Here is a 20,050-nt window from a genome sequence, read left to right as displayed (position 1 = left end):
CGAGATAAGCGCCATCGGACGACACAAGGACTCCACGACGATGACGGGCAAGCTCGAAACCTATCAGCGGATGCGGCGTTTCAACGAAACGCCCGAGCCTTCGGGCGAAAAGGCCGTCGCGCGCAAAACGGCGCGCCGCAAGAAGGCGCCCGCGCAGGCGCTTTCTTTCGTGATTCAGGAACACGACGCGCGGCGGCTGCACTACGACTTCCGCCTCGAGCTCGACGGCACGCTGAAGTCGTGGGCGGTGCCCAAAGGGCCGAGCCTCGATCCGTCGGTCAAGCGCCTGGCGGTGCATGTCGAAGATCACCCGATCGACTACGGCTCGTTCGAAGGCGACATTCCCGAGGGCAATTACGGCGCGGGTAGCGTCATCGTGTGGGATCGGGGGACGTGGGCGCCGCAGACCGGCACCGTCGAAGACGCCGCCCGCGAGTACGAAAAGGGCAAGCTCAAGTTCACGCTCGACGGCGAAAAGCTGCACGGCGGCTGGACGCTCGTGCGCAGTCACATGCGCGGCAGCGGCGACAAGGAACAGTGGTTTCTCATCAAGGAACGCGACGAGGAAGCGCGGCCCGAATCCGAATACGACGTACTCCTGAAGAAACCCGGCAGCGTGCTTTCCGACTCGCTCGGCGCGCGGCTCGAAAACGGCGAACTGCGCGATCGCAACGAGCGCAAGGCGAAGCCGGCGGCGCGCAGAACGGTGCCGCGCCCGCCGAGCGACGCATCGAACGGGCACGCGCATCCGGATATCGTCGCGACGCGCAACAGCGAATCGCTGCGGGCGCTGTCGCACGATCCGGCTATCGAAGGCGCCGAGAAAGCCAAGCTGCCCGCGCTTCTGAAGCCGCAACTCGCCACGCTCGTCGATGCCGCGCCGCCCAGCGACGACTGGTCCTACGAGATCAAGTTCGACGGTTATCGCGTGCTCGCGCGCATCGAGCGAACGAAGGGCAAGAGCGATATCCGCATCCTCACGCGCAACGGCAACGACTGGACGGCCAAGTTTCCGAAGCAGGTGAAGGCGCTGGAGAAGCTCGATATCGAGAGCGGCTGGCTCGACGGCGAAGCGGTCGTGCTGGACGACCGCGGCTTGCCGGACTTTCAGGCGCTGCAAAACGCCTTCGATGTCGGGCGTCCTCAGGGCATCGTCGTGTACTTCTTCGACCTCGCGTTCCTGAACGGCTACGACTTGCGCAACGTGCCGCTCGTGCAGCGCCGCGCGCTCTTGAAAGCGATCGTCGAACCGGTCGACGACCCCGCCTTGCGCTATTCCGAAGACTTCGCCTTCAGCGCCGACGACCTGCTCAAGAGCGCATGCGACATGGCGCTCGAAGGGATCATCGGCAAGCGGATCGACTCGACATATGTCTCCGGGCGCAGCAACTCGTGGATCAAGCTCAAGTGCCGGCGCCGACAGGAGTTCGTCGTCGCGGGTTACTCGGAGCCGTCCGGCAGCCGCGGAGAATTCGGCGCGCTCCTGCTCGGCGTGTACGACGCGAAGGGCAAGCTGCAATACGCGGGGCGCGTGGGCACCGGCTTCGATCACGCGATGCTCGTTGCGGTCAAGAAGGAACTCGACAAGCGCGCGACCGATCGCATGCCGTTCGAGAAGGAGCCGCAGGAACGCAGCCGCACGCCGGTGCATTGGGTGAAGCCCGAACTCGTGGCCGAGTGCAATTTCGCGGAATGGACCAAGGAGCGCATCGTGCGACAAGCATCGTTCGTCAGTCTGCGCGACGATAAACCGGCGCGGCAGATCGTGAAGGAAGAGCCGGCATCGGCCGAAAAGGTCGATGCCGAGGAAGAGAAGACAGTGACGCCCAAAGCGCGAAAGACGGCGGCGAAGACCGCGAAAAAGACAGCGGCCAAAACAGCGGCCACAACGGCCTCGAAGTCCCGCGCGAACGCGACCGAAATCGAAGGCGTGAAGATCAGCCATCCGGACCGCGTGATCGACAAGTCGACAGGCCTGAGAAAGATCGATGTCGTCGAATACTACGCGTCGATTGCCGAATGGATGCTGCCGCACTTGCAGGACCGGCCGGTGTCGCTCGTGCGCGCGCCCGACGATATCGGCGGCGAACTGTTCTTTCAGAAGCACAGCGCGCGGCTCGCGATTCCGCACATCACGCAGCATCCGGACGTCGATCCCGGGCATCCGCCGCTTCTGACAGTCGAATCGGCGCAGGCGCTCGTCGGCACCGCGCAGATGGGCACCATCGAACTGCATACGTGGAACTCGGTGGCGTCGAATATCGAAAAGCCGGATCGCATGGTGTTCGATCTCGATCCTGGCGAGGGCGTCGGCTGGGATCGCATGGTGGAAGCGGCGAAGCTGACCCGCAGCCTGCTGGAAGAACTCGGGCTCACGTCGTTCTGCAAGACGAGCGGCGGCAAGGGGCTGCATGTGGTCGTGCCGCTCGCCAAGCAGGCAGGATGGGACGAGATGAAGGGCTTCTCGCAGGCCGTCGCGCAGTTCATGGCCAAGACGCTGCCGAAATTCTTCTCCGCGAAAATGGGCATGCAGAATCGGCAGGATAAGATCTTCGTCGATTACCTGCGCAACAATCGCGGCTCGAGCACGGTCTGCGCGTTCTCGCTGCGGGCGCGGCCGGGCATGGGCGCGTCGATGCCGATCAGTTGGGACGAGCTCGACGACACCACGCGCGGCGACCAGTGGAACATCGGCAATGCGCGCGAGCGGATGGACGCGCTCACGGCCGATCCCTGGGAAGGCTATGCCAAGGCGCGCCAGCGGCTCACGGCGCAGATGAAAAAGCGCCTGGGTATCGACGGGTCGCGCGGGTGATTCACGAAACCGGAGCGCCAACGGAGCGCAAGCGGAGCGCATCATGAAGCAGGCGAAGGACAAACCCGAAAAGGACGACCCCAGAAGCACGCCCGAAGCGCCTCGGGACGACGAGGCCAACGCAACCAGCGACGACCGCGCGAAGCCCCCGCTGCCTCACGAGTCGGATCAGAGCGTGCAGTCGCAAGACGAGGAAACGCCGCGCGATGTCGGCAAGCAGGCGCATGAGGACATCGAACGCGGTCTCGTCGATACGGACCGCAGAAGCAGCGAACCGTGACGCGCAGAACGGGCCGATGTGTCGCCCAAGCGCCGATGTCCATGACATAGAAGGAGCGCCTGCGTAGAATGATCGTCTGTCTCGAAAAAAACGGGTAACACAGCCTGTTTTTACCGGACGCCACGCGCAACGCTCCTCCGGCCGGTAAGACCTTCCAGCCAGCTTGCCTTTTGCCGCATATCCGGCGCAACAAGCCTTACAACCGAACATGCGACACGACCTTCTGTCCCGCCTGAAGCAAGAAACCGCTGCGTGTCATTCCCGTCTGGAGCATGCGCTCGATCTCATGCGGGACGGCTTGCAGCGCGACGATTACATCGCGCTGCTCGAACGTCTATACGGCTACGTGGCGCCGTGGGAAGACGCGGTCGGCGCATGCCTGCCTGCGTCGCTGCACCCGTTCTTCGATGAACGCCGCAAGACGTCGCTGCTCGCCGCCGATCTCGTCGCGCTCAGTGGCGATGTCGCAGTGGCCGACTCCATCGTGACCGCGAACGCGCGCAGCTTGCCGCCGATCGCCGATCTCGGCAGCGTATTCGGCTCGCTCTACGTGATGGAAGGCTCGACGCTCGGCGGGCGCTTTATCGCGCCGCACGTGGCCGAGCAACTGGGCCTCGCGCCGGGCGTCGGCAACGCATACTTCGACGGCTACGGCGCGCGCACGGGCAGCATGTGGAACGCGTTCCGCGAAACCGCCGTCTCGGTCGTGCCGGAGACGGGATACGACGCTGCGGTGAGCGCCGCCATCGACACCTTCGAGACTCTGCAGGCGTGGCTATGCGTCGAATCGTCCGACGCGCGAGCGATTTCGGGAGCCGCCGCATGAGCAACAGTCCAGCGAATCATTCGGGCGCAAGCCACGTTGCCGGTCCACCGGACGCGGAAGCGCGCCGCCTCACGCTCGATTCGGGCGTGGCGAGCAAGGACTGCGACGCCGAGCCGATTCACATTCCCGGCGGCATCCAGCCCCACGGTTATCTCGTGGTGCTGGCCGAAGGCGCCGGCGATCAAACCGGCCCGCGGATCACGCAGGCAAGCGAGAACCTCGCGGCGCTGACGGGCGAAAGCGTCGAGGCGCTGCTCGGCAAGCCGCTCGATGCGCTCGTCGGCGAGGACGCCGCGCGGCGCGTTTTGCGCGCCGCATCGACGATGCAGCTGGAGGACTCGCCGCTCTACGTCGGCGCCACCGACAAGCCCGCGCGGCTCGATGTCACGGTTCACCGGCACGACGGCGTGCTGATCGTCGAAATGGAAGCGACCGCCGAGCCGGGCGAAGCGGCGTTCTCGTCGATGTATCCGCTCGTGCGCACGTTCGCCCGCGACCTGCAGGATGCGACCACGGTCGATGAGCTCGCCGAGCTGGCCGTGCGCGAAGTCCGCGCGATCTGCGGTTTCGGCCGCGTGATGCTCTACAGCTTCGACGCGGAAGGCCGCAGCCACGTGCTCGCCGAAGACCGCGACCCGCGCTATGCGTCTTTCCTGCATCAGTTCTTTCCGGCATCGGACATTCCGACTCAGGCGCGCGCCCTGTACCTGCGCAACCGTATCCGCCTCGTGTCGGACGTGAACTACGTGCCCGCGCGCCTCGTCCCGGCCGTCAACCCGGTCACCGGCCGCCCGACCGATCTCAGTTTCGCGGCGCTGCGCAGCTTCTCGCCGGTGCATCTGGAGTACATGCGCAACATGGGCACGCATGCGTCGATGTCGGTGTCGATCGTCGTGCGCGGGCAGTTGTGGGGGCTTATCTCCTGTCACGATCACGACGCGCGCCGCGTGCCGTTCAGCACGCGCGTGGCGGTCGAGCATCTCGGGCACATGCTGTCGCTGCAAATCGAGGCGAAGGAGGAGCGCGAACAGGGCGCATACCTCGCCGAATTGCGCCGCACGATGGCTCGCCTCATCGCCGCGATGAGCGAGCACGAGAGCTTCGTCGCCGGGCTGCAAGACGTGCCGCGCGATCTGCTCGGCTTTACGCGCTCCGAAGGCGCGGCCATCGTGATGAACGACCAGATCACGCTGATGGGCAAAACGCCCGACGAAGAGACGGTGCGCGCGCTCACGCTCTGGCTCGCGGAGAACACGTCCGGCGTCTGGTCGACGGATTCGCTCGCGCGCCAGTGGCCGCCGGGGCAGGCGCATCAGGAAACCGCGTGCGGCGTGCTCGCCGTGCCCGTGTCGCAGATTTTCCGGAACTATCTGCTGTGGTTCCGGCCCGAGGTCATGCAGACCATCAAATGGGCCGGCGAGCCCGTGAAGATTCGCGGCGAGGACGGCGCGAGCGCGCCGCGCACGAGCTTCAGCCCGTGGCTCGAAACGGTGCGCGGACATTCGGTGTCGTGGCGCCAGGCCGAACTCGAAGTCGCGAGCGAATTGCGCGGCGCGCTGCTCAATATCGTGCTGCGCCGTGCGGAAGAGCGCGCTGAAATGGCGACGGAACTCGCCCGCGCCAATAAGGAACTCGAAGCCTTCTCCTATTCGGTGTCGCACGACCTGCGTGCGCCGCTGCGCCATATCGCCGGTTACGGAGACCTGCTGCGCGAGCTGGAAGCCGAGCGCATGTCCGACAAGAGCCGCCGCTTTCTCAACAACATGCTGGAATCGGCACGCTTCGCGGGCACGCTCGTCGACGATCTTCTGACGTTCTCGCAGATGGGCCGCGCCGCGCTGCGCCCCGCGCCGGTCGACCTCGGGCAACTGGTGCGACTGGTCGTGCGCGAGTTCGACTCGGAAACCGTCGGACGGCACATCGAATGGGTGATCGGCGAGCTGCCGCGCGTCACCGGCGACGCCGCTTTCCTGCAACTCGCCGTGCGCAATCTGATCTCGAACGCGGTGAAATATACGCGGACGCGGGAATCGGCGAAAATCGAGATATTCGCGACTCGCAGCGGCGACGAGCACATCATCGGTGTGCGTGACAACGGCGTCGGGTTCGACATGAAGTACGAAGGCAAGCTCTTCGGCGTGTTCCAGCGGCTACATCGCGCCGAGGAGTTCGAAGGCACGGGAATCGGCCTCGCGAACGTGCGGCGTATCGTCGAGCGGCATGAAGGGCGCACGTGGGCCGAAGGGCGGCTGGGCGAGGGCGCGGTATTCTATTTCTCTCTGCCGGTCGAGTTCCACAGCGTGACGGGCCGCGAGGCCGGCAAGCCGAAAGCCGCATCTGCAACGTCAGTGACAAAATCAAGACCAGACCATGCTTAAACCGATACTGCTCGTCGAAGACAATCCGAACGACCTCGAGCTTACCCTCGTCGCGCTGGACAAAAGCCAGCTCGCCAACGAAGTGATCGTTGCGCGCGACGGTCAGGAAGCCATCGACTATCTCACGTGCGAGGGCCAGTGGAAGGAACGCGCGCCGGGCAATCCTGCCGTCATTCTGCTCGATCTGAAGCTGCCGAAAATCGACGGCCTCGAGGTGCTCGACATGGTGCGGTCGAATGCGGGGCTCAAGAGCATTCCGGTCGTCATGCTGACGTCTTCGCGCGAGGAGCAGGATCTCGTTCGCAGCTACGAGCTCGGCGTGAACGCGTATGTGGTGAAGCCGGTGGAATTCGCGGAATTCGTCGAGGCCATCAGCGATCTCGGCGTTTTCTGGGCCGTGCTGAACGAGCCGCCGCCAGGCTCCACGCGGTTTCGTCGTCCGTCGGCGGGGCAGTGACGGTTGTGCCCATGTTCGCCGTCGTGACTTTCTCAGCGCCCGCGCGCCCGCTTTCGAGCGAGGCCGCCTAGACCATGCAGCCCCTGCATCTGCTTCTCGTCGAAGACAACGCACTCGATGCGGAACTGACGATCGCCCAGCTCGAACGCGCCGACTACATCGTGGACGCGACCATCGTCTACGACTCCGCGAGCTTCATCGCCGCGCTCGACAGCCAGCGCTTCGACGTGATTCTCGCCGACTTCGTGATGCCGACGTTCTCCGGCATCGAGGCGCTGTCCATTGCGAGCGAGCGCACGCCGGACACGCCGTTCATCTTCGTGTCGGGTCTGCTCGGCGAAGAACACGCCGTCGATATGCTCAAGCGCGGCGCGACCGATTACGTGCTCAAACAGCGTCTGCAACGCCTGCCTGCGGTGGTGCGCCGCGCGATGCGCGAAAGCGCGGAACGCGAGCAACGCATCGCCGTGGAGCGGGCGCTGCGCGAGACCGAAACGCATTTTCGCCTGCTGATCGACGCGCTGAAGGATTACGCGGTCATCACGCTCGATCCCGAAGGCCGCATCCGCACGTGGAACGCGGCGTCCGAGCGCATTCTCGGCTTTCCGGCGCAGGACGTGCTCGGGCAGAGCGCGAGCATCTTCTATAGCCAGGAAGACCGCGAAGCCGGCGTGTACGACAACGAGCTGGACACGGCGCGGCGCGAAGGCAGCGCGAGCGACGATCGCTGGCTGTGGCGCAAGGACGGGCACTCGTTCTTCGCATCCGGCGTGACGACCGCGATCCGCACCGAGCATGACGAGCTGATCGGTTTCTCGAAGATCGTGCGCGACGCGACCGACGCCCACATGGCCGCCGACGCGCTGCGGCTCGCGAAGGATCAGGCGGAATCCGCGAACCGCGCGAAGGACCATTTTCTGGCGGTGCTCTCGCATGAACTGCGCACGCCGCTCACGCCGATTCTCGCGGCCGTGCGGCTGCTCGAAATCAAGCATCCGCTGCCGCCCGACGCGCACCCGACGCTCGATCTCATCCGCCGCAACGTGGAACTGGAAGCGCGGCTGATCGACGATCTGCTGGATCTCACGAGCATCGCGCGCGGCAAGCTGAGTCTGAACTTCGCGAACGTCGCGCTCGATACGCTGCTCACGAGCGCGGTCGACATGTCGGAGGCCGATCTGCGCGCGAAGCAGCTCACGCTCGAAACGCGGTTCGAGGCGGAACGTTTCGTCGTGCTCGGCGATGCCGCGCGGCTTCAGCAGATCATCTGGAACCTGATGAAGAACGCGGTCAAGTTCACGCCGGCAGGCGGGCGTATCGAAGTGCGCACGTGGAACCCCGACGACCGGACCATTGCGGTGTCGGTGACGGACAGCGGCATCGGCATCAGCGCGGAGGCGTTGCCGCGCATCTTCTCGGCGTTCGAACAGGCCGACGATTCCATCACGCGCTCTTTCGGCGGATTGGGCCTGGGTCTTGCCATCGCGAGCACGCTCGCGCAGAAGCACGGCGGCACGCTCTCGGCGCATAGCGACGGCCGCGACATGGGCGCGCGTTTCACGCTGACGCTGCCGCTCGCGCGCGTGCAGCCCACGCACGAAGCCGCGCCGCTGCCGGAAGCCGCGCGCCACGAGAACGGCCGCGCGTTGCGCGTGCTGCTCGTGGAAGACAACGAGCAGACGTCGTCGGCCATGGCGGAAGTGCTGGAGATGCTCGGCCACGATGTCGCGGTCGCCACGACCGTCGCGGCGGCGCTCGAACGCGCAAAGGGCGCGCCGTTCGACTTGCTGGTGAGCGATATCGGCTTGCCGGACGGCAGCGGACTCGATATCGCGCGCGCATGGCGCGAACTCCAGCCGGACAAGCCTTCGGTCGCCATCACGGGATACGGCATGGACGAGGACATCCGCCGCTGCCGCGAGGCAGGCTTTCGCGATCATCTGACGAAGCCCGTCAACTTTTCACGGCTCGAAGCGCTGATTCGCTCGCTCGCGGAACAGCTTTCGCAGTAGCTTCCGAAGCAGCGCCTTCGGTGCGCGCGGGTCTGCAAAAATTTGCGCCGGCTGCGCGGAACGATGTCGATTGACGGCATGCTTGCACGTCGTAGGACAGAGAGCGGGTGCGCCCGCTCGTCCACCACGTTCAATCACGGAGCCACCATGTCGCACAGTCCCGTCAAAGCCATTCCCGAAGGCATGCACTCGCTCACGCCGCACCTCGTCTGTGCGGGCGCAGCCGAGGCCATCGAGTTCTACAAGCGCGCGTTCGGCGCCGTCGAGATCGCACGCCTTCCCGGCGACGACGGCAAGCTCATGCACGCGATGGTCAAGATCGGCGATTCCATGCTCATGCTCGTCGACGAGCACCCGGACTTCGGCATGCTCGGCGCGAAGTCGCTGAAGGGCTCGCCCGTCACCATCCATCTGTACGTGGAAGATGTCGACGCCACGGTGAAGCAGGCCGAAGCCGCTGGCGCGCGCGTCACGATGCCCGTCGCCGACATGTTCTGGGGCGACCGCTACGGGCGTCTGGAAGACCCGTTCGGGCATCAGTGGTCGGTCGCCACGCACAAGCGCGATGTGAGTCGCGCCGAGATGCAGCAGGGCAAGTGCGCGCCCCGCGAATGACGTTAGGCGCTATCCGAATCCCAAGGAGAAAGCTCATGCAGAAGATCTCGCCCTGTCTGTGGTTCGAGGCCGACAATGCGCAGGAGGCCGTCGACTTCTACCTCACCGTGTTCAACAACGCGCGCATCGTCGAAACCATGCGCCATACCGAAGTCAGCCCCGGCCCCGCGGGCAGCGTCCTTGCCGTGCTGTTCGAACTCGACGGCGAAGAGTTCATGGCGATCAATGGCGGCTCGCAGTTCAAGTTCACGCCCGCCATTTCGCTGTTCGTGAACTGCGAGAGCCAGGAGGAGATCGACCGGTACTGGGACAAGCTGCTCGACGGCGGGCAGGCGCTCGCTTGCGGCTGGGTGACGGACCGCTTCGGCGTGACGTGGCAGATTGCGCCGTCGCGCCTGCGCTCGATGCTTCAGGACCCCGACCCCGCCAAAGCCAACCGCACCATGCAGGCGATGATGAACATGATCAAGCTGGACATCGCGGCGCTGGAGCGCGCTTACCGGGGCAAGTAATCAGGCGCGGCGCTTCTTCGCCTTGCGCTCGACGAGCTTCGACGCATTGAAGCGGTGGTCGCGCGAGAAGAGCCGCCGGTACGTCAGCACGACCGCGCCGACGACGCCCAGCCCCGACGCCGCCGCGATCAGGAACATGATGACGATCTGATAGCGCACCGCCTGCAACGGCGACTGGCCCGCCAGCACCTGCCCGGTCATCATGCCGGGCAGGCTCACGAGACCGACCACGGCCATCTGGTTGAGCGTCGGAATCATGCCCGCGCGCACTGCCTGGCGCGCGGGCCCTTTGGCCGCTTCCCAGCGCGTCGCGCCGAGCGCGAGCGACATCTCGACCGCGCCACGTCCGGCGGTCAGCTCTTCCGTCATGCGTTCGATGCCGAGCGACACGCCCGTCAGCGTATTGCCGAGCACCATGCCGAGAATCGGAATCGTGTATTGCGGCTCGTACCACGGATGAATGCGGATCACCACGAAAAGCCCGAACGCGCCGATGAGCCACGAACTGCCCCAGATCGACACGATGCTGTCCGCGCGCTGACCGGCATACGTGCGCCGCCCCCGACCGGACGCCGCGAGCCCGGCGATCACCGTCATCAGGACCATGAGCGGCAGCACGACATACCAGCGGCTGAATGCGAACACCCAGCCCAGCACGTAGCCGATGAACAGCAGTTGCACGACGGTGCGCACCGCCGCGATCAAAAGCCGCCGCTCCAGCCCGAGATCGAGCGCGACAGAAAGCGCCCCGTTCACGACGATGAGCGCCGCCGCGAGCCCGATGTCGACCAGGCTCAGATCTTGGAAACCGTTCACGCGGCCTCCGCGTTTTCGGTAAGCGTGCCCGCCGACATCGCGAGATGGCGCGTGGCGACGCGGCGGGCCTGCTCCGGATCATGCGAAACCCAGATGCATGCGCGCGCTTGCTCGCCGTGTGAACCGTCGCTCCCGTCGAACCATGCGCCGACGAGCGCTTCGATCGCGCGCACGGAAGCGGGATCGAGCGAGGCGGTCGGCTCGTCGAGCAGGAGCACGTCGGGGGCGAGTTGCAGCACCCGCACGAACGCCGCGATCTGCGCTTCGCCGCCCGACAGCTCGCTTGCGAGCTTGTCGAGGAAATCCGCGCTGCGTCCGGCTGCGTGCGCGAGGCGCGCGGCGGCGTCGCGATCGAAGCGCGCATCGCGATAGGTCTTCAGCGTGTACGGATAGCGCAGGTTGTCCTCGACCGTGCCGTCGAGCATGGCGGGCCGCTGCGCGATATAGGCCACGCGCCGCCGATACGACGGAATGCCCGCGCGTTCGATGCGCTCGCCGCGCCACGTGACGACGCCCGCATCGCACGGATCGAGCAGCGCGAGCGTGCGCAAGAACACGCTCTTTCCGGACCCCGAGGGCCCGGTGATGGCGACGCGTTCCTCCGCGCGCAGCGTGAAGTCGGTGGGATGCAGCAGTACCGTGCCGCGCAGCGCATCGCGGCGCGCGACGCCCTTGGCCGCCACGAGCGGTCTGTCGTTAGCCATCTGCGGAAATCGTGGGGAGTTCTTGTGGCCGTCATCTTACGCGGGCTCGCGGACATGAGCCGGGCACACGCCATGCTGGCGCGAAGTGAATCAGAAAAAACGGATGGAGAGGTCATGGCGCAAGCCCGAACCGCCGGAAAAATCGGAAAGATCGCAGCATGGTTCTTCGCCATTCTCGCGGTCCTGATCGCCGTGCTGGTGATCGTGTTCCTGACCTTCGACTGGAACCGGCTGCGGCCCTGGATCGACGACAAGGTCTCGCAGGCGATCGGCCGTCAGTTTCAGATCACGGGCGACCTCAAGGTGGGCTGGCGCCGTCCGCCGCACGAAACGGGCTGGAAGCGGTGGGTTCCGTGGCCGCGCTTTTCCGCCGAGAAAATCACCATCGCGAACCCGGACTGGGCGCGCCAGCAGCACTTCGCGACGCTCGATGAAATCGACTTCCAGGTCGCCGTGCTGCCGCTTCTTGCGCATGACATCGTGATTCCGAACATCAACCTCGTGAATCCGTCCATCGACATCGAACGGCTGAAGGACAATCGCAACAACTGGACGTTCAAGTTCAAGCAGTCGAGCGAGCCTTCGACATGGAATCTGAAGCTCGGCGACATTTCGCTCGCCAAAGGCACGATCGGCGTCCATGACGAAGTGACCAAGACGCAGATGGACATCGTCGTCGATACGCTCGGCCAGGCCGTGCCCATCGGCGAAGTGATGAAGCAGCAGGAAGCGGCATCGACGAAATCGTCGGCGGAGATGGTCGGCAAGGGCGGGGCGGCGAAGCTCAGCAAGCAGGCGGATGCGGCGGCGGCATCGGAAGCGTCGGCTGCATCGGCGGCGTCGGCGGCGGCAGCGGCGCATGCTTCGGCGCCGAATCCGGCGAGCACATCCGCGAACAAGAGCATCACGACCAAGGACGCGCCGAAGCCGCCGATTCCGCCGTATGCGTTCGGGTGGACCGCGAAGGGCACGTACAACAACGGCAAGGTCTCGGGCGAAGGCAAGCTCGGCGGCGTCCTCGCGGTGCAGGACGCGCAGCGCCCGTTCCCCGTTCAGGCCGATGTGCGGCTCGGCGATACGCATATTGCATTCGTCGGCACCGTGACCGATCCCGCGCATCTCGCGGCGGTCGATCTGCGGCTCTGGGTGCAGGCGGTCAGCATGGCGCATTTGTATACCTTCACCGGCGTCACGCTGCCGGAGACGCCGCCTTTCGCGACGGAAGGACGCCTGACCGGCCAGTTCAGGGAAGAAGGCAACGTCTTCCACTACGAGAACTTCACCGGGCGCGTGGGCGGCAGCGATATTAACGGTTCGCTGGTCTATGCCGCCAGGAAGCCCCGGCCGCTGTTGCAGGGCGAACTGGTATCGCACCTGCTGCAGTTTTCCGATCTCGCGCCGATCATCGGCGCCGACTCAAATGCAAGCAAGGAGAAGCGCGGGGACGCGAAGAAGCAGCCGTCGGCCAAGGCGCTGCCGACCGAGGAATTCAAAACGGACCGCTGGAAGGCCATCGATGCCGACGTCAAGTTCACCGGCCAGCGCATCATCAAGGACCCGAAGCTGCCGATCACCGATCTCTACACGCATGTCGTGATGAAGGACGGCGTGCTCTCGCTCGAGCCGCTCAAGTTCGGCGTCGCAGGCGGCACGTTTGCATCCAATATTCATCTCGATGGCAGCGACGCGCCGCTGAAGGGCAAGGTGTCGGCGGAGGCGCGGCATCTGAAACTGAAGCAGCTGTTCCCGACCAACAAGACGATGCAATCCGCGCTCGGCGAAGTGAACGGCGATGCCGCGCTGTCCGCGACCGGCAATTCGCCTGCGGCGCTCGCCGCGAGTTCCAACGGCGAAGTGAAGGCGTTGATCACCGAGGGCACGGTGAGCCGGCTCTACATGGAGGCGGCCGGCCTGAACGTGGCGAACGTGGTCTATGAGAAGCTCTTCGGCAACCGGGACGTGAACATCAATTGCGCGGCCGCGGACTTCGTGGTGACGAACGGCGTGCTGGATTCGCGCGTCTTCGCGCTCGATACGGACGATGCGGTGATCAACGTTGACGGCACCATCAACCTGAAGACCGAGGACATGGATCTGGGCATCCATCCGCACACGAAGGGATTCCGCGTTTTCTCGCTGCGCTCGCCGTTGTACGTGAAGGGCACGTTCAAGGAGCCGAAGGTCGGCGTGAATGTGGGCGCGCTCGCGGTGCGCGGAGGCGCGGCGGTCGGGCTCGGACTGATCAATCCGTTCGCGGCGCTGATTCCGCTCATCGCGCCGAGCAACAACAAGCCGCTGCCGTGCGGGCAGATGCTCGCCGACATCCAGAAGCCGCCAACCGCGCCGCCGGCGGGGCAGAAACAGAAGGCGAAGGCTGCGCCGGCGTATATGTCGTCGGGCGCGGCGGGCGCGGGCGCGGGTGCCGCCGACAAGGCGCCGAAAAAGCCGGCGGTGCCGGGGGCGGCGAGTTCGGGGCAGTATCGGGGGAGTTGATTGCTTCGAGGGGGCAGTGGCGCGCGTCTTTTGCGCGCCACCTTCGATGCGCATGCGGGGATGGATCAAATCGAATGTGCGTGCAAGCGTGACGCATTCCGCCGCGCGCGTTGGTTTCGCTTCGGCGTCAACGACTTAATGCAGTTCTCGGCAGGTTATCAACAGGGTGATGCACGGTTTATGTGGATAGCGTTGCGCGCCCGCGCGTGAAAGCAGACGCGTGGCGCGTCGATCTGAAAGGTCGCAAGCGGACCGATGCTTCGTTGATTGGCCTACGGGACGACGCCCCTCACCCCGCGATCCCCGGCCCGCCATTACTCCCCAGCAACTGCTCGACCGAATCCGCATCCGCGTAATCCTGCTCCGGCAGGCCATCGAACACGTTGATCGCATCGTTGCTCGCGCCCGCCTGCCGGGCCGCTTCGACTAACGCGTCCTTGTTCGCGGGAAACTGCACCATGCGCAGCGTCTGCGCGATGTCGTCGTCGATCGGCTCGTCGTTCAGAAAGTGATTTTCTGCGGGCTTGTCGGTCATCGTCGAATCCGTTGTTATGAAATTGATGAGCGTTCAGGTCAGCACCTGAATCGGCTGACTCGCCATGCCGCGGCTGGGCGTGCGCGACTTCGGCAGCGGCACGTGACGCCAGCGGGCGTGGTCGAGATTCTGCGCGCTGATATCCGGCGCAGGCGGCGACACCGGCCCGGCATTCACGCGCAGCGCGGCACGCGTCGCCGACGCGACCGTCGAATCCGTCGAACTCGTATGCAGCGGCGCGGCGTAGCACGACACCGAAACCAGTGCCATCGACAACAACGTTGAGGTCTTCATCGGGCAACCCCTCCTCACGTAAGCAGCCAAAAGCTTCAAGCAGCATCAAGCAAAGCCTATGCCGATGGTTCTTCGGCCTGGCTTTCGGGCATCTGAAGCGTCGCGCCGGATCGCGAACGGGCGCGACGAACGGGCGTCGCGCGACCGAACTTCGAGTGATGCGTGAACTCGCCATTCGCGCCTCGCACGCGCATTCTCCCGAAGCTGCGAGCCACGAAATTGCATCGCCGCGCAGTTTCAGCGCGTGGTCGGGTTCAGACGGAAGTATGCGTCCAGAAGCGAGGTCTTGTACACGACGCCGAGCAGGAGCGGCGCGGATTTGCGCTCGATCACCGGCAGCCGTTCGCCCTGGAACGCGAGAAAGTGCTGTAGCGCCTCGCCGAGCGACATGTCGGGCGTGAGCACGTCGAATTGCGGCTGAAGATAGTCGGCGGCGGTCTTCGTCGCCGTGTCGCGGGCGTCGAGCAGATCGGACGTAATGTCCTTCAGCGCGACGACGCCGCGAAAGCGCCCGGCTTCATCGATCACGTAGAGGTACTTGACCGGATACTCGAGGAACACGCGCGTCATGTCCTTCACGTTCGCCGTCAGCGGCACGACCGTATCGGCGGGCTTGACGAGCTCGCGCATCTGCGTCGCGGCGAGGCGCAGCCGCTCCTTTTCCTCGCGCGTGCGGCGCAGCGTGACTTCGTACATGGAGGTCTGCTCGGACGTGCGCGCGATGAAATAAGCGACGACGCACGAGAGCATCAGCGGCAGCACGACCTGATACGAGAGCGTCATTTCGAAGATCATCAGGATCGCCATCAGCGGCGCGTGCGTGGCGGCGGCGAGAAAGGCGCCCATGCCGACCATCGCGTAGGCGAACGGCGCGGACGTCGAATGCGGCCAGATGCCGTGCACGCCCATCCCGAAGAGACAGCCGAGCACCGCGCCCACGAAGAGCGTCGGCGTGAAGATACCGCCGACCGCGCCGGAACCCGCGGTCGCCGCCGTCGCGATGGTCTTGAAGACGAGCACCGTGAGCAGCGCCGTCCAGGTCCACGGTTGATGCAGCAGCGAGTTCACGACTTCATAGCCGTTGCCCCAGACTTCCGGCCACCATACGGAGATGACGCCGACGATCAGTCCACCGAGCGCGAGCCGCACCGGCAAGGGCAGCGGCAGCAGTGCGAAGCGCCGTTTCGACGCCGCGAGCAGCCGCAGAAAATGCGGCGCCAGCGCGCCGCACAGCAGGCCGAGCACCACGAAAAGCAGCACTTCGACGCCCGCGATGGTCGGAAACACCGGCATCTCGTAAGGCGGCCGGTAGCCCGCGAACTCGCGCATCGTGATATTGGCGACGACCGACGACACGACGATCGGCCCGAAGCTCTCCATCGCCATCGAGCCGAGCACGATCTCCGTGACGAAGAACGCGCCGGCGATGGGCGCGTTATACGCCGACGTGATGCCCGCCGCCGCCCCGCACGCGACGAGCAGTCGCAGGCGCGGCGGATCGAAGTGAACCCATCGGCCGATGAGCGACGAGACGAGCGCGGCAAGCTGCACCATCGACCCTTCACGGCCGATCGAGCCGCCGCTCGTGATGGTGAAGAGCGACGACAGGCTTCGCCAGACCGTTTGCGAGACCGGTACCGCGCCGTCGCCGATGGTGACGGCTTCCATGTAATCGGCGTTCGCGTGCCTCTTCTCATGCCGCCGCGCCGCGATCAGGCAGAAGCCCGCGACAAGCCCGCCGGCGGCCGGCAGTGCGATGCGCGCGGGCCAAGGCAGCAGGGTCGCCAGCGCGACGAGTCCCTCGGAGTGATTGCCCAGCAGCCGCTGCGAGAGCGCGATGCCTTCGCGAAAGACGGTCGTCGCAAACGCGCCCGCCACGCCGACGACCACCGCCCAGATGAGCATCGTGTGCGAGTCGGACAGCCGAAAGAGTCGTTGCGCGTGCGTGCGCAGCTTGAGCAGGAACGAGAGCACGGGTCGATTAGCTGTAAGCGTGGATAGCTTAGAAGCAAAAGGAATAAAGCGCCGCAAGGATAGCATTGCGCGCGGGCCCCGCAGCGCGCGCGCCCGCAAAAAAGCCCGGCGCGCGATTGCGGGCCGGGCTAGATCGTGCGCGGGCTGGCTACCACTTCGGCGCGAACGACGGATTCGCGTTGCGCTTGCCTTCGTCGAGCTTGTCGATTTTGGCGATGTCGTCAGCATCGAGCTTGAGCTTTTGCGCGTCCCAGTTGGCTTGCTGGTGCTCCGCATTGGTCGATGCCGAGAGCACCACGATGTCGCGCGACAGCAGCCACGCGAACGTCACTTGCGCGGGCGTCGCGTCCTGCTTCGCGGCGATCGCCTTGATGGTCGTGTCGTTGTGCGCGCGGCCTTCGCCGAGCGGCATGTAGGCAGTGACTTTCACGCCGAGCCGCTGCGTCGCTTCGACGAGCGGGCGGTTGGCGAGGAACGGGCTGACCTCGATCTGGTTCGTGACGATCTCGCGCCCGCCCGGCGCATTCAACGCTTCTTCGAGCAGCGGCGCGGTGAAGTTCGACACGCCGTAGTGACGGATCAGGCCGAGCTGCTGCGCTTCCTGCATCGCGGCGAGCGTTTCGGCGATGGGCACCGCGCCGTCGGGCGACGGCCAGTGGACGAGCGCCAGGTCGATGGTGCCGATATCGAGCTTCGCGTGACTGTCCTTCAGGCTCGCGATCAGCTTGTCGTGCGCGAGGCGATCCCACCAGACTTTCGTCGTCACCCAGACGTCGTCGCGCGCGATGCCCGATTCGCGCACGCCCCGGCCGACAGCTGCTTCGTTGTTATAGAACTGCGCCGTGTCGATATGGCGATAGCCGATCTGCAGCGCGCTCTTGACGGCTTGCGTGGTTTTGTCGGCATCGACGCGAAACGTGCCGAGACCGAAGGAAGGAATCGTTTCGACCATGCTGGCTCCTTTGTTGAAGTAGGTTAGGCCAGGACGCGCTTCACTGCGGGTCCTGATCGAGTTCGGGGTAGTGCCGGAAAATGCCCGATTCATTGAACGGAATGCGCCGCTCCGAATCGACGTACGCCGCGATGTTCGGCCGTTCGAGCACGGTGTCATGCAGCGCCGACACGCGCGGATAGTGCTTGGCGAATGTCTTCATCGCGCGAGGGAATGCATAATGCAATCCCTCGACGATCTGGAACATCGAGAGATCGACATAGGTGATGGTGTCGCCGACCATCTGCGTGTCGCCGTGCGAGTTCTGCTTCAGCACGCGCTCGAAGTAGCCGATGAACTTCGGCACGCGTTTCTCGATGAAATTCTTCGTGCGAATCTTCGCGGCGTCTTTCTGGTCTTCGTAATACAGATCGGTGGCGAGCGGATGATGCGTATCGTGTACCTCGGCCACGAGATCCGCGATGGTCAGCTGCAATCCATGCGCGACGTAGCGCAAGGCTTCGTCTTTCGGCGCAAGGTTCAGCTTCGGACCCAGATAGAGCAGGATGTTCGCCACCTGCGGCACGATGAGTTCGCCGTCTTTCAGGAACGGCGGCGCAAACGGAATATGCGGCTCTGTCTTGCTGTTGAGCAGCTTCATCATGGCGTCCATGCCATAACCGCTCTTCTTCGATGCGCGGGCTACATCGATGTACTCCGCACCCGCGTCTTCCAGCGCGAGCCGCACGAATTCGCCGCGGCCCTGCAAGCCGTCCCAGTAATACAGTTCGTAAGCCATGCGTGAACTCCTCGTCGATCGGCCGCACGCGGCAGAGGCATCGTTGCTGCTATTGAAGCACGATGCGCGCGGCGTGAAGCGTGATGGAAGCAACGCCTATACCCGCGCGGAGCGGCGATTGTGTGAAAACCTGCGGTGTAGAATGGCCTTTTGCATGCGGTCTACATAACGCCGCATGCAGCATGCAAGCGATACATCGACAAGCAAGCGGAGAAGGGATGGACAAGCAAGGCTTCACCACGAGCATCGTTCACGGCGACCGCAACGCGGGCGTCGAACATGGCGGCCTGCGCCAGCCGATCCATACATCGGTGCAGTACGGGTTCGAGCGCGTCGAAGACCTGATCGGTGTGTTCCAGGGCACGAAGAAGGGCGGCTATAACTACGCGCGCCAGGGCACGCCGACAACCGCCGCGCTCGAACGCAAGCTCACGATGCTGGAAGAAGGCGTCGGTTCGATCTGCTTCAGCACCGGCATGGCCGCGATCACGGCGGTCTTCCTGACGCTGTTGCGCGCGGGCGATCATCTCGTCGCGAGCCGTTATGTGTTCGGCAACACGAACAGCCTTTTCAATACGCTCCGCACGCTCGGTATCGAGGTGACGACGGTCGATGCCGGGAAGACCGACCATGTCGCCGAGGCCATCACGCCGAAGACACGCATGGTCTTCGTCGAAACCATCGCGAATCCGGGGACGCAGGTGCCGGACCTCGCCGGCATCGGCGAGCTCTGCCGCGAGCGCGGGCTGGCTTATGTCGTCGATAACACGATCACGTCGCCCGCGCTTTTCAAGCCGAAGCACGTCGGCGCGAGCCTCGTCATCAATTCGCTGACGAAGACCATCGCAGGTCATGGCGCGGCGCTGGGCGGCGCCGTCACGGACACGGGGCTTTTCGACTGGAGTCAGTATCCGAACATCGCCGATGATTACCGCCGTGCCGGTCCGAAGGAACAAGGGCTGTTGCAGATCCGCAAGAAGGGCCTGCGGGACATGGGCGCCGCGCTTTCGTCCGAGCAGGCGCATCAAATCGCGCTCGGCGCCGAAACACTGGCGCTGCGCGTCGCGAAGTGCAGCGACAACGCGCTCGCCCTTGCGCGCTTTCTGGAAGGTCACGAGGCCATCGGGTGCGTCTTTTATCCGGGGCTGGAGAGCCATCCGCAGCATGGCATCGCGAAGTCTTTGTTCAAGAGCGGCTCGTGGCTGCTTTCGTTCGAGTTGCGCAATCCCGACAAAATGATCGACGTCGTCAATGCACTGCAACTGCCGGTGAAGGCGACGGGTCTGGGCGATACGCGCACGCTCATCATTCCTGTCGCGCCGACGATCTTCTTCGAAGCGGGCGCGCAGACGCGCAAGGCGATGGGCATTTCCGACGGCATGATCCGGCTGTCGGCGGGCATCGAAGAGACCGACGATCTGATTGCGGATTTCGAGCAGGCGCTTCGGCTTGCCTGACCAGAGAGACTGCCTTCTGGCGGTCCTTTTGGTTTGGTTAGGACTATCAAATAAAATGCGGCTATCCCGTTCGTCGTGGTAGCTTCCGAACGGGCGAGCCGAAAAACGAGGCAATGTCTGCGAGGCCCGGTCACTCGACAAGCAACCGAGCC

General features: G+C 64.8%; 17 protein-coding genes. 10 read left to right on the top strand and 7 right to left on the bottom strand.

The window, feature by feature from the left end:
* Positions 1-40 precede the first annotated feature (40 nt).
* The 8 genes from ligD to NCR35_RS09005 all read left to right on the top strand — a co-directional run bounded on the left by ligD (position 41) and on the right by NCR35_RS09005 (position 9,895).
* Entirely contained in the window at positions 41-2,815 is a 2,775-nt protein-coding gene (ligD, locus tag NCR35_RS09040; RefSeq protein ID WP_250534116.1) for a DNA ligase D, read from the top strand.
* Between the two features lie 43 nt (positions 2,816-2,858).
* Positions 2,859-3,095: a hypothetical protein gene (locus NCR35_RS09035; protein ID WP_250534216.1), complete on the top strand. Its 237-nt coding sequence runs from the start codon at positions 2,859-2,861 to the stop codon at positions 3,093-3,095.
* A 208-nt stretch (positions 3,096-3,303) separates the two neighbouring features.
* Positions 3,304-3,921, top strand: coding sequence for a biliverdin-producing heme oxygenase (locus tag NCR35_RS09030; RefSeq protein WP_250534115.1), 618 nt, complete (start codon positions 3,304-3,306; stop codon positions 3,919-3,921).
* Positions 3,918-6,299 (top strand): ATP-binding protein, encoded by a 2,382-nt coding sequence (locus NCR35_RS09025; protein WP_250534114.1) that lies wholly within the window; start codon positions 3,918-3,920, stop codon positions 6,297-6,299. The genes NCR35_RS09030 and NCR35_RS09025 overlap by 4 nt, the downstream gene beginning before the upstream one ends.
* A complete protein-coding gene (locus NCR35_RS09020) occupies positions 6,292-6,756 on the top strand; it encodes a response regulator (RefSeq protein WP_175940403.1) in 465 nt (154 codons plus the stop codon). Before NCR35_RS09025 ends, NCR35_RS09020 begins: the two co-directional genes overlap by 8 nt.
* A gap of 74 nt (positions 6,757-6,830) precedes the next feature.
* A complete protein-coding gene (locus tag NCR35_RS09015; RefSeq protein WP_250534113.1) occupies positions 6,831-8,768 on the top strand; it encodes a hybrid sensor histidine kinase/response regulator in 1,938 nt (645 codons plus the stop codon).
* A gap of 147 nt (positions 8,769-8,915) precedes the next feature.
* The gene (locus NCR35_RS09010; RefSeq protein WP_250534112.1) at positions 8,916-9,383 is read left to right on the top strand and encodes a VOC family protein; all 468 of its coding nucleotides are present in this window, start codon (positions 8,916-8,918) and stop codon (positions 9,381-9,383) included.
* Positions 9,384-9,418: 35 nt separating this feature from the next.
* A complete protein-coding gene (locus NCR35_RS09005; RefSeq protein ID WP_250534111.1) occupies positions 9,419-9,895 on the top strand; it encodes a VOC family protein in 477 nt (158 codons plus the stop codon).
* On the opposite strand, the gene NCR35_RS09000 is transcribed toward NCR35_RS09005, so the two are convergent.
* Both NCR35_RS09000 and NCR35_RS08995 read right to left on the bottom strand, forming a co-directional pair.
* Complete coding sequence (locus tag NCR35_RS09000; protein WP_250534110.1) at positions 9,896-10,711, bottom strand: ABC transporter permease; 816 nt, start codon at positions 10,709-10,711, stop codon at positions 9,896-9,898.
* Entirely contained in the window at positions 10,708-11,415 is a 708-nt protein-coding gene (locus NCR35_RS08995; protein ID WP_250534109.1) for an ABC transporter ATP-binding protein, read from the bottom strand. Before NCR35_RS08995 ends, NCR35_RS09000 begins: the two co-directional genes overlap by 4 nt.
* Before the next feature lie 114 nt (positions 11,416-11,529).
* Here NCR35_RS08995 and NCR35_RS08990 point away from each other — a divergent pair, with 114 nt between their 5' ends.
* A complete protein-coding gene (locus NCR35_RS08990) occupies positions 11,530-13,908 on the top strand; it encodes an AsmA family protein (protein ID WP_250534108.1) in 2,379 nt (792 codons plus the stop codon).
* Between the two features lie 289 nt (positions 13,909-14,197).
* Here the strand turns inward: NCR35_RS08990 and NCR35_RS08985 are convergent, their stop codons facing one another.
* The 5 genes from NCR35_RS08985 to NCR35_RS08965 all read right to left on the bottom strand — a co-directional run bounded on the left by NCR35_RS08985 (position 14,198) and on the right by NCR35_RS08965 (position 18,441).
* Positions 14,198-14,443, bottom strand: coding sequence for a DUF2795 domain-containing protein (locus NCR35_RS08985; RefSeq protein ID WP_250534107.1), 246 nt, complete (start codon positions 14,441-14,443; stop codon positions 14,198-14,200).
* 33 nt (positions 14,444-14,476) lie between these two features.
* Positions 14,477-14,737, bottom strand: a complete 261-nt coding sequence (locus NCR35_RS08980) for a hypothetical protein (protein ID WP_244846399.1) — start codon at positions 14,735-14,737, stop codon at positions 14,477-14,479.
* A 237-nt stretch (positions 14,738-14,974) separates the two neighbouring features.
* A complete protein-coding gene (locus tag NCR35_RS08975) occupies positions 14,975-16,711 on the bottom strand; it encodes a ClcB-like voltage-gated chloride channel protein (RefSeq protein WP_250534106.1) in 1,737 nt (578 codons plus the stop codon).
* Between the two features lie 148 nt (positions 16,712-16,859).
* Entirely contained in the window at positions 16,860-17,663 is an 804-nt protein-coding gene (locus NCR35_RS08970) for an aldo/keto reductase (protein WP_250534105.1), read from the bottom strand.
* A gap of 40 nt (positions 17,664-17,703) precedes the next feature.
* Positions 17,704-18,441, bottom strand: coding sequence for a glutathione S-transferase (locus tag NCR35_RS08965; protein ID WP_250534104.1), 738 nt, complete (start codon positions 18,439-18,441; stop codon positions 17,704-17,706).
* 218 nt (positions 18,442-18,659) lie between these two features.
* Between NCR35_RS08965 and NCR35_RS08960 the strand changes: the two genes are divergently transcribed.
* Entirely contained in the window at positions 18,660-19,898 is a 1,239-nt protein-coding gene (locus NCR35_RS08960) for a cystathionine gamma-synthase family protein (RefSeq protein WP_250534103.1), read from the top strand.
* Positions 19,899-20,050: the final 152 nt, after the last annotated feature.

Source organism: Caballeronia sp. AZ10_KS36, from assembly GCF_023631105.1.
Taxonomy (GTDB): Bacteria; Pseudomonadota; Gammaproteobacteria; order Burkholderiales; family Burkholderiaceae; genus Caballeronia.
The sequence above is the reverse complement of the archived record's forward strand: the minus strand, read 5'-3'. Positions and strand labels throughout refer to the sequence as shown.